The organism is Vibrio sp. Vb1166, from assembly GCF_033338695.1.
GTDB lineage: Bacteria > Pseudomonadota > Gammaproteobacteria > Enterobacterales > Vibrionaceae > Vibrio > Vibrio alginolyticus.
This window is the reverse complement of record NZ_JAWOTE010000056.1, coordinates 1-10779: the sequence shown is the minus strand read 5'-3', so window position 1 is coordinate 10779 and position 10779 is coordinate 1. Positions and strand designations below refer to the sequence as shown.

General features: G+C 45.2%; 8 protein-coding genes. 2 read left to right on the top strand and 6 right to left on the bottom strand.

The features are described 5' to 3' along the window. Positions 1-162: 162 nt before the first annotated feature. Complete coding sequence (gene ilvY, locus R7E51_RS23805) at positions 163-1053, bottom strand: HTH-type transcriptional activator IlvY (protein WP_005379097.1); 891 nt, start codon at positions 1051-1053, stop codon at positions 163-165. A gap of 143 nt (positions 1054-1196) precedes the next feature. Here ilvY and ilvC point away from each other — a divergent pair, with 143 nt between their 5' ends. Beyond that, the gene (ilvC, locus tag R7E51_RS23800; RefSeq protein ID WP_005379098.1) at positions 1197-2681 is read left to right on the top strand and encodes a ketol-acid reductoisomerase; all 1485 of its coding nucleotides are present in this window, start codon (positions 1197-1199) and stop codon (positions 2679-2681) included. 266 nt (positions 2682-2947) lie between these two features. Here the strand turns inward: ilvC and ubiK are convergent, their stop codons facing one another. The 4 genes from ubiK to R7E51_RS23780 all read right to left on the bottom strand — a co-directional run bounded on the left by ubiK (position 2948) and on the right by R7E51_RS23780 (position 8169). Then, positions 2948-3199, bottom strand: coding sequence for a ubiquinone biosynthesis accessory factor UbiK (gene ubiK / locus R7E51_RS23795; protein ID WP_005379099.1), 252 nt, complete (start codon positions 3197-3199; stop codon positions 2948-2950). A gap of 131 nt (positions 3200-3330) precedes the next feature. Then, positions 3331-6453 (bottom strand): multidrug efflux RND transporter permease subunit VmeD, encoded by a 3123-nt coding sequence (gene vmeD, locus R7E51_RS23790; RefSeq protein ID WP_017821137.1) that lies wholly within the window; start codon positions 6451-6453, stop codon positions 3331-3333. A gap of 12 nt (positions 6454-6465) precedes the next feature. Beyond that, complete coding sequence (locus R7E51_RS23785) at positions 6466-7569, bottom strand: efflux RND transporter periplasmic adaptor subunit (RefSeq protein ID WP_017821136.1); 1104 nt, start codon at positions 7567-7569, stop codon at positions 6466-6468. Between the two features lie 18 nt (positions 7570-7587). Further along, entirely contained in the window at positions 7588-8169 is a 582-nt protein-coding gene (locus R7E51_RS23780) for a TetR/AcrR family transcriptional regulator (RefSeq protein WP_005384254.1), read from the bottom strand. Positions 8170-8339: 170 nt separating this feature from the next. Between R7E51_RS23780 and rep the strand changes: the two genes are divergently transcribed. Continuing rightward, on the top strand, positions 8340-10355 hold the full coding sequence (gene rep, locus R7E51_RS23775) for a DNA helicase Rep (protein ID WP_005379104.1): 2016 nt from the start codon (positions 8340-8342) through the stop codon (positions 10353-10355). Between the two features lie 73 nt (positions 10356-10428). Here the strand turns inward: rep and R7E51_RS23770 are convergent. Continuing rightward, positions 10429-10779: c-type cytochrome (locus R7E51_RS23770; protein WP_318128333.1), on the bottom strand; the 351-nt coding region annotated here is incomplete at its 5' end.

Sequence of the window (10779 nt, the reverse complement as noted above, 5' to 3'; positions counted from 1 at the left end):
TCAGAAGTGAAACGAAATAGCGCCGATGGTAGTGTGGGGCTTCCCCATGTGAGAGTAGGACATCGCCAGGCTTTAAATTTAAGAAGCCCGCTCGAAAGAGCGGGCTTTTTTGCATCTATAGAGTTTTAAAATTAGCCCACTTTATACCTAAAAAGTGTTCATCTAAGGTGCGATATACTTGCTCTCTGCAACCTTCCAAAAGGCTTTAACAAGCGGATTCTCCAGCTGAGTTTTGTTGCAGCAAACACCAAGTTTAAAAGGTTTAATTGGTAAGACTTTTAAACGATTTATCTTTTCTCTTACCGGACTGTTGTTGATTACAACATCAGGTGCGATACCTACTCCACACCCCAATGCAACCATACTTACGATGGCTTCATGTCCGGAGGTTTGTGCGTAGATCTTTGGCTTTATTTTCATTTGTTTGAGCCAAGTATTGGCCCTGTCCCTTGCCGTTCCTGCTTCTGGGAGTATGAATGGAATGACCGACCAGTCTGGTTTTTCTTTTTGTAGCTCTTCAGCAAACGCACTAACCCCAACAGGTACGATGACAGAAAGTGGGATTTCACTGATCGTTTCAAATGCGATTTTATTTGGCATCTGTTCTGACTTGGCTGATATGGCAATATCGGCTTCATCTGCTAGTATTTTGTCGATCGCTTGAGCTGGATCGCCGGTTGATAGTTTGAACTCAATGAAAGGGTTCTGAATACGAAAGTCAGAGATTAGCTCCGGAAGATGGCTGTAGCTTGCAGTAACAGAACAAAAGAGACGGATTTCTCCTTTCAATTCATCCTCGGTTCCCTTCAGGTGACTCTGATACTGCTGCCATTCGCCAAGAATCTTTAAGGCAACTGGGACTAGCTTTTTACCTTGGATAGTTAAATCAACGCTACGGTTGTCGCGTAAAAACAATTGTTGGCTGGTTTCCTCCTCTAATTTTTGTATCTGTCGGCTTAAGGCTGAAGGGCTAATATGCATTGCCGCTGCGGTCTTGGCGAAACTTTTACTCTCACAGAGATGAATGAAAAGTTGCAGGCTTTTGATATTCATTAAATTTTCATTTCCATGTTGCATAAATTGCAATAACTAATTGTGAATATATCACTTTAAGCAATCTCATGTCTGTTTTAGTATGAAGTTATTCGGTAAGGCAATTACTGACCTCAATGGAAGAATCTCAAAGGAGCACCCAGATGGCTAATTATTTCAATACCCTAAACTTGCGCGAGCAGTTGGACCAATTAGGTCGTTGTCGTTTTATGGACCGCAGTGAGTTCGCTTCAGAAGCGGATTATCTGAAAGGTAAGAAAGTAGTCATTGTAGGTTGTGGTGCTCAAGGTCTTAACCAAGGTCTGAACATGCGCGACTCTGGTCTAGACGTTGCTTATGCGCTTCGCCAAGCCGCGATTGATGAGCAACGCCAGTCATTCAAAAACGCAAAAGACAACGGTTTTGAGGTAGGTAGCTACGAAACGCTAATTCCACAAGCTGATCTAGTAGTAAACCTTACTCCAGATAAGCAGCACACAAACGTTGTTGAGACGGTAATGCCGTTAATGAAAGAAGGCGCAGCACTAGGTTACTCTCACGGTTTCAACGTTGTTGAAGAAGGCATGCAAATCCGTAAAGACCTAACGGTAGTAATGGTTGCACCTAAATGTCCAGGTACGGAAGTTCGTGAAGAATACAAGCGCGGTTTCGGTGTACCGACTCTTATCGCTGTTCACCCAGAGAACGACCCAAAAGGTGAAGGTTGGGATATCGCGAAAGCTTGGGCTGCAGCAACCGGTGGTCACCGTGCAGGCTGTCTAGAGTCTTCTTTTGTTGCTGAGGTGAAATCTGACCTAATGGGTGAGCAAACTATCCTTTGTGGCATGCTACAGGCTGGCTCTATCGTATGTTACGAGAAGATGATTGCTGATGGTATCGATCCTGGCTACGCTGGTAAGCTTCTTCAATACGGTTGGGAAACCATCACTGAAGCACTGAAGTTTGGTGGTATCACTCACATGATGGATCGCCTAACTAACCCTGCAAAAGTGAAAGCATTTGAGCTTTCTGAAGAGCTAAAAGAACTGATGCGTCCGCTATACAACAAGCACATGGATGACATTATCACCGGTCACTTCTCTAGCACTATGATGGCTGACTGGGCAAACGACGATGCAAATCTACTAGGCTGGCGTGCAGAAACAGGTGAAACTGCTTTCGAAAACTACCCAGAAACTGACGTAGAAATCTCTGAGCAAGAGTACTTCGATAACGGTATCTTGATGGTTGCTATGGTTCGTGCGGGTGTTGAGCTAGCATTCGAAGCGATGACGGCATCTGGCATCATCGATGAGTCTGCTTACTACGAGTCTCTACACGAGCTGCCACTTATCGCAAACACTATCGCACGTAAGCGTTTATACGAGATGAACGTGGTTATCTCAGACACTGCGGAATACGGTAACTACCTGTTCGCTAACGTAGCAACGCCGCTTCTACGTGAGAAGTTTATGCCAGCCGTAAATACTGACGTAATTGGTAAAGGTTTAGGTGAAACGTCTAACCAAGTGGATAACGCGACTCTTATCGCTGTGAATGAAACAATCCGTAACCACCCTGTAGAGTACATCGGTGAAGAGCTACGTGGTTACATGACTGATATGAAGCGTATCGCGGTGGGCGGCTAAATGACTCCATTTCGGTGTCGAAGGTGCTCGTTTACTATCGTAAAGTCCGCGCCTTCTCCTAGAAATGAAACCTTAATACAGCGTAATTTACTTAGTCTCAAGTAACGCAGTAGATAAACTCCAGGCAGACTGGAGTGATAAATACAAAATAAAACACAACATCTAATCAAAAGGCTTGGTCGCCGTTGACCAAGCCTTTTTGTTTTTAGCCGATTTATCTGCGCGCCGATAAGAAAAACGCTCCTTTGTGAGGAGCGCTTTGATACTTATTTTTCAGCAAGCTTTTCTTCAAGTTGCGCCAACTTCTGTTCCATTTCTGTTAGCTTTTGACGTGTACGTAGTAAAACTTGAGTTTGAACATCAAACTCTTCGCGACTTACAACATCTAGCTTGTTTAGCTGGCCTTGGATTACTTGACGAACTTTCTGATCGACATCAGAGCCCAATTCTTTTACTGGTTGAGGCATTGAGTCGTGAATCTGTTTAGCAATTTGCTCTAATTTCTTTGGGTCAAACATAGTGGCTAAAACTCCTTTTGATTTGTCCTCATTTTAAGTAAATGATACGTGAAAGTCGCCACTTAGATGGCAAAAAAGAGAGCGGCAATAAAAAAGGCCACCGAAGTGACCTTTTTGAATGCCTTAATAGCTTATCTGTTATCCGCTAATTCACGATGAGCTGCTTTCGCTTCGTCAACTCGCGCTAACTTCTCCAAGTCTTTGTCTTCAACAAATACTGGCAGAGGTTTGTGTTTTTCAGCTAGGTAGCTGTAAATCACAGGTAGTACGAATAGTGTGAACAGTGTACCGATTGCAAGGCCAGCAACGATGACGATACCGATACTGAAACGTTGCGCGGCACCTGCACCTGTTGCGTACATCAGCGGGATCAGACCTGCGATCATCGCTGCAGTGGTCATTAGGATAGGGCGAAGACGCACTTTCGCAGCTTCCATCACCGCATCAATACGAGACAGTTTATTATGTAACTGCTCTTCTTTGGCGACTTCACAGATCAAGATACCGTGCTTGGTTATTAGGCCGACCAGCGTTATCAAACCAACCTGCGAGTAGATGTTCATCGAGGCCGTACCCCAGGCCAATGCGATCAAGGCACCACATATTGCCAGAGGTACAGATACCATGATGACAATAGGATCGCGGAGTGATTCAAATTGAATCGCCAGAACGAGGAAGATGATCGCAAGTGCAAGACCGAAGGTTGCATACAAGGCACTACCTTCCGTTACAAACTGACGAGATTCGCCCATGTAATCGTGGTTATATCCTGCAGGCAGTTTGGTTTGTGCAATATTTTCAAACCAGTCGATTGCGTCACCCATAGCAACACTAGGTGATGGTACTGCACCCACAGTCGCTGAGTTTAGCTGGTTGAAGTGTGGCAAAGAGCGAGGCTCAGCCACCACATCGATAGTAATCAGACTGCCTAATGGAACCGCTTTACCATCCACAGAGCGTACATAGTAGTTCTTCATCGATTCTGGGTTTAGACGCCATTTACGCTCAACTTGAGGGATCACCTCGTACGAGCGGCCATTCAGGTCGATTCGGTTTACATAACCATCTGCCATCATGGTGCTGAGGGTGATGCCAATGTCTTGCATAGTCACACCGTAGGCACCGGCTTTGTCTTTATCGATCTTGATCTTCATCGTTGCTGAATCGTAGTTCAAATCCAGGTCGGAATAGACAAACATTGGGCTACTTGCAACATCGGTTAGAATATCGCTAGCGATAGTAAACAAGCTCTCGAAGCTATTTGGTGTTGTAATTACAAACTGAATAGGTAGACCTGAGCCTGCACCTGGAAGCTCTGGCATTTGGAATGCAGTGACAGACATACCAGGCACACTTGATACTAGGCCACCCACACGTTTCGTGATTTCAGATTGGCTTGCCTCTCGTTCACTCCAAGGCTTCAATGTTGCTAGGCCAAACGCTTGGTTTGAGTTTGGTACACCATTAAAGACCTGTGCGTATTCCACCTCCGGTTGATCTGAGAGTATTTGGTTTACGTCATCCATGGTATTTTGGATATAGTCCAAGTTCGCATTTGATGGGGCGGTACCCATCAGCATGACCACACCTTTATCTTCAGATGGTGCTAGTTCGCTAGGAATAAACTTGAACAAGACCGGTAAGCTTGCAAATACAATGATTGCAAACGCAATAACAACCGGACGATGAGCCATTACCGCTTTCAACATGCCTTCGTAACGAGTGGTCATGCCATCAAGGATATGGTGAACTTTTTGCTCAAACTTGCTTGGCTTCTCGTTCGCTTTCAGCATCTTCGAACACATCATTGGTGATAGTGTCAAAGCGATGATGCCGGATACGAATACTGAACCTGCCAGTGTCAAAGCGAACTCTTTGAACAGTGAACCGGTGATACCACCCATCAATGCGATCGGCGCGTACACTGCACCTAGCGTCAATGTCATCGCGATAACTGGAACCGCAATTTCACGCGTACCAATGATTGCAGCTCGGAATGGCGATTCCCCTTCTTTGATGTGACGGTCAACGTTTTCTAGTACAACGATCGCGTCATCCACCACCAGACCGATGGCAAGCACCATCGCCAGTAGCGTCATCAAGTTCCAAGAGAAACCCATTGCTTGCATCACCATTGCCACACCAATCAATGAAAGTGGAATGGTCACGATAGGAATGATTACCGCGCGGAATGAACCTAGGAACAGTGTGATAACCACAAGTACGATGACCGCTGCTTCAAGAATCGTTTTCACTACTTCGTGAATCGATTCGTTGATGGCGATAGTTGAGTCGTACATCACGTTCATTTTGATGTTGCTTGGTAGGTTGCGCTCAAGTTGAGGCAACAGATCAAGTACGTCTGCCGCGATGTTGATCGGGTTAGCACTTGGCGCTGCGTTGATCGCCGCAACCACGGCTTCTTGACCGTTTGCACTTGCGCGATAAACGTCGTGACTTTTCTCTAGCGTTACTTTAGCGATATCACCTAGGCGGATGACATCCCCTTCACCAGTTTTCACGACCAATGCTTCAAGTTCAGCAACGTTTGATACCTGAGTATCTGCGCTACCGTTATAAAGCACGAACTCACCCGTCGCTTGACCGGTTGCAGATTGGTAGTTGTTGGCGTTAAGAACGCTCATCACATCGGTTGCGGTCAACTTCAAAGCGCCCATTTTGGCAGGATCTAGCCATACGCGCAGTGCGTACTTCATACCACCATACAGGTCAACTTTGGACACACCGTTTACGGTGAACAACTGCGGGTTGATTACACGCTCAAGGTAGTCAGTGATCTGGCTTGAAGATAACTCGTCACTCGTAAAGCCGATGTACAGTACCGCCGTTGTCGAACCTGTCGACATGGTTACGGTTGGGTCTTCGGCTTCTTTTGGTAGCTGTGAACGTACCGAGTTGGTTTTCGCCAGAATGTCAGACAACGCCGCATTTGGATCAGTATTCAACTTCATGTTTACAGTAATGGTCGATTTACCCAGTACCGATTGCGAAGTCATGTAATCAATATTATCGGCTTGCGCTACCGCTTGCTCCAATGGCTGAGTAATAAAGCCTTGGATCAAGTTGGCACTTGCACCGTAGTAACTGGTGGTCACGGTGACCACCGTATTCGTCATTTCAGGGTATTCACGAACCTGCATTTTGAACACCGCTTGCAAACCAAGCAATGCAATCAAAAAGCTGATCGATACCGCTAAAACTGGACGTTTTATAAAAACATCTGTAAAGCGCATGATGCCTCCAACTTAAAGCATTGGTGTTTCAGCAGGTGGGGTAGTTGCATCGCTTTCGACAATGCTTACTTTCGCATGGTTACTCAAACGGACTTGACCCGACGTCACCACTACATCACCTGGCTTCACGCCTTCTAGAATGTGTGCGATATCTTTAGAGCGTTCGCCAACTTTTACCACATGCTGCTTAACGCGTTTTTCGCCATCTTCTTCTGTTACGATGTAAACATTGTCGCCATACAGCGTAAATGTGATCGCGGTTTGAGGTAGAGTGACCTGATTTTCTAATTTAGGCAGAATGATGTTTGCACGCGCGAACATACCACTACGTAGTTTGCCGTCACTGTTAGGGATATCCGCTTGAACTTGAATCAAACCACTTTGTACGTTTACAGCTGGTTCAATCGCAGAAATAGACCCTTTGAAAGGTTGGTCTGGATAAGCGTCAACAAAGATATCCACTTCTTGATCGATATTGATACGTGAAATATCGGTTTGTGGCACGGTGAAGCGCAAGCGCATCACGCTGGTATCTTCAAGGCGAACAATATCGGTGCCCGCCTGTAGGTACTGACCGAGGTACACGTTACGAATACCTACCACACCATCAAATGGCGCTTTGATTTCGCGTCGGTCGATGGTTGCTTTCAGGCTTTCAATATCCGCTTTTAAGGAGAAGTAGTTTGCTTCTGCTTCGTCATACGCTTCTTTAGAAATAGAGCCTTTTTTGAATAGCCCTTGGTAGCGTTTGTATTTCGCTTCTGCCGCTGGCAACTTAGCTTGCGAGCTCTTCAAATTTGCTTTTTCGACTTCAGAATCAAGCAACACTAATGGCTGACCCGATTTAACTTGAGTACCGGAATCAAATGCGATTTTATCGATAACACCGCTCGTTTCGTTCGCTACCGTCACGCCTTGATTTGGCTCGATAAAACCAATTGCCTCGATGACTGGTACCCAATCCACCGCTTGCACTTCAGTTACGGTTACTGGGAATGCTGGTTCAGGGCGATTGGCAAACTGCTCCATTTTGTCTTTGATATCAATTAGTCTGTATGTAACAACGCTACCAAAAAGTAATAAAACAATTGATAGCATCAAAATCCACTTTTTCATTCTATTAAGAACTCCAAGTTAGTGTTTAATAATTGCATCCCAACTGGCTTCAATAGCGGCCTCTAATGCCGTCTTATCCAGTTGATAAAATCCCAAAGCGTGTTTCCGAGCAAGTGCAACACTTGCCTCAAAACTTAATCCAGAAAGTACTTCGTTATCGAGAAGCTTGAATACTCCCTCATCTTTACCCTGATTAAAAAGAAGATCTACTTGGGCAAACATTTGTCTCTCAAGTTCCCGAGCTTTGCTACTATTTGAACAGGGTAAAGACTCATATTGGACTCGGTTGCTGATCGCACTTAAGTTCGAGCTCGCTAAATTCCAAATATTGAGCCACATGGTTCGATAACGCTGTTTTAAAGGCATCTCTTCACTAACACCTAGTTGCACCGCAGTAGCAACACGCTTAGCAACGTTAAGGCGTAGTTCCTCTAAAAGATGTTCTTTATCTGAGAAATAACGGTAAATCGTCCCTGCTGCGACACCTGCCTCATTGGCGAGCTTTTGCATGGAAAGCCCTTGAAAACCAGATTCAGCAATGAGTTGTTCAGCAGCGACTAAGATTTGTTCTCGTTTATCTACAGCAGGGTTATCCTTCATAATGTCACCCTTTAGTGAATGAACGTTCATTCATTATAGCTTAAATACCCGCCATTTATGCAACAGAATATTGCACTTAATTGGTGTGAAAATTACAAGAAATCAGCATAGCTTTCACGAGGCCACCCCTTTATCATAGGCGCCACATTCATCACCCGCAGAGAATTTCTATGAAGCTGAACCCTAGTCAAGATGAAGCCGTGAAATACGTGTCTGGTCCATGCCTAGTGCTAGCTGGTGCTGGCTCGGGCAAAACTCGTGTTATTACCAATAAAATCGCTTATCTGGTTCAGCAATGTGGTTACAAAGCGCGTAACATTGCGGCGGTGACGTTTACCAACAAAGCAGCACGTGAAATGAAGGAGCGTGTAGGTCAAACGTTAGGGAAAGGTGAGTCTAAAGGTTTGATGGTATCAACATTCCACACTTTAGGATTGAACATCATCAAGCGTGAGTACAAGCATTTAGGGTTGAAAGCGGGCTTCTCACTGTTTGATGACCAAGACCAGCTAGCGCTACTCAAAGAACTTACCGAAAAGCAGCTTGATGGTGATAAAGATCTGCTACGTCAGCTTCTGAGTTGTATTTCCAACTGGAAAAACGACATGTTGACGCCAGAGCAAGCCAAAGCGCGTGCGCAAGGTGAACAGCAACAATTGTTTGCGTTCTGTTTTGATATGTACCAAAAGCAAATGAAAGCCTATAACGCGCTTGATTTTGATGACCTAATTTTGATGCCCGTTTTACTCTTACGTAATCATGAAGATGTTCGTCAGCGTTGGCAGAATCGTATCCGTTACCTACTGGTTGACGAGTATCAAGATACCAACACGAGTCAGTATGAGCTGGTCAAATTAATTGTCGGAGAACGTGGGCGATTGACTGTTGTAGGGGATGACGATCAGTCTATTTATTCATGGCGTGGTGCGAAACCTCAGAACCTCGTGTTGCTGGGTGAAGATTATCCGAATTTGCGTTTGATTAAGCTAGAGCAAAACTACCGTTCAACGAGTCGAATCCTGCGTGCGGCCAACATTTTGATAGCTAACAACCCTCACGTCTATGAGAAGTCCTTGTTCTCTGAAATTCCTGACGGTGAAAAACTCAAAGTGTTGTTGGCTAAAAATGAAGAGCATGAAGCAGAGCGCGTAACGGGTGAACTAATTGCGCATAAGTTCCTAAACCGTACCGAATATAAAGATTATGCGATTCTATATCGTGGTAACCACCAATCACGTTTGATTGAAAAGTCTCTGATGCAAAACCGCGTACCGTATAAAATTTCTGGCGGCACCTCGTTTTTTGCGCGCGCAGAGATTAAAGACATCATGGCGTATTTGCGCGTTTTGGTTAATCCGGATGACGACAATGCATTTTTGCGCATTGTGAATACTCCACGACGTGAAATTGGCCCAGTGACGTTAGAGAAGTTAGGCAGTTATGCCAATATGCGAGGCAAGAGCCTGTTTGAGTCGAGCTTTGAAATGGGGCTCGAACAGCACCTAACGGGACGTGGCCTAGAAAACCTGCGTCGTTTCACCCAATGGCTAGTGGCGATTGCTGATCAAGCTGAGCGTGGTGATACCGTCGAAGCGGTTCGTTCGCTAGTTCGTGATATCCATTATGAAGATTGGCTATACGAAACTTCAGCAAGTCCGAAAGCCGCTGAAATGAGAATGAAGAACGTTTCTGACCTTTATTCCTGGATAGTGGCGGACCTAGAGGGTGACAACTACGATCAAGAAGAGAAAACGTTAAAAGAAGTCGTTCAACGTTTGACCTTGCGTGACATGATGGAGCGCGGTGAAGAAGATGAAGACAGTGATGCAGTACAACTGATGACCTTGCACGCATCAAAAGGCCTTGAGTTCCCATATGTATACTTAATTGGGTCCGAAGAAGGTATTTTACCGCACCAAACCAGTATTGATGAAGATAACGTGGAAGAAGAGCGTCGCCTGATGTACGTTGGTATTACTCGAGCGCAACGTGAACTGACTTTCACTATGTGCAAAGAGCGTCGGCAGTTCGGCGAGTTGATCAAACCGACTCAAAGCCGCTTTTTGGATGAGTTGCCATTTGATGACGTTGAATGGGAAGTAAACAAAAAGCCAGTATCAGCAGAAGAGCGTATGGCGAAAGGTCAAGCACACATTGCCAATATTCGAGCAATGTTTAAGAAGTAAAGTAACCTTGTTCTCACTGACTAAAAACAAAAAGGCTTGCCAACTGGCAAGCCTTTTTCGTTGATGTCTTTACTTATAGACCTTCAATCATGTGGTCAATTGCTGCGATGATTTCATCGTCAGAACAGTCCATACAGGTTCCTTTGGCTGGCATCGCATTGAAGCCTTCTAATGCGTGCTTCACTAACGTATCTTTGCCTTGTGCAATACGCGGTGCCCAATCATCGGCATTACCTGTTTTAGGTGCGCCGTTTACACCAGATGCGTGACAAGCAATACAAAAAGTACCATAAACTGTGGCGCCATCACGTGGACCGGTTGGTTCTTCTTTCACTGGCTCAGAGCCCGCTAGATAAACATCACCGACAGGTTGGATGCGTTCTGCGATCGCATCGTATTCAGTTTGGCTGATGTCAGAAGCTAA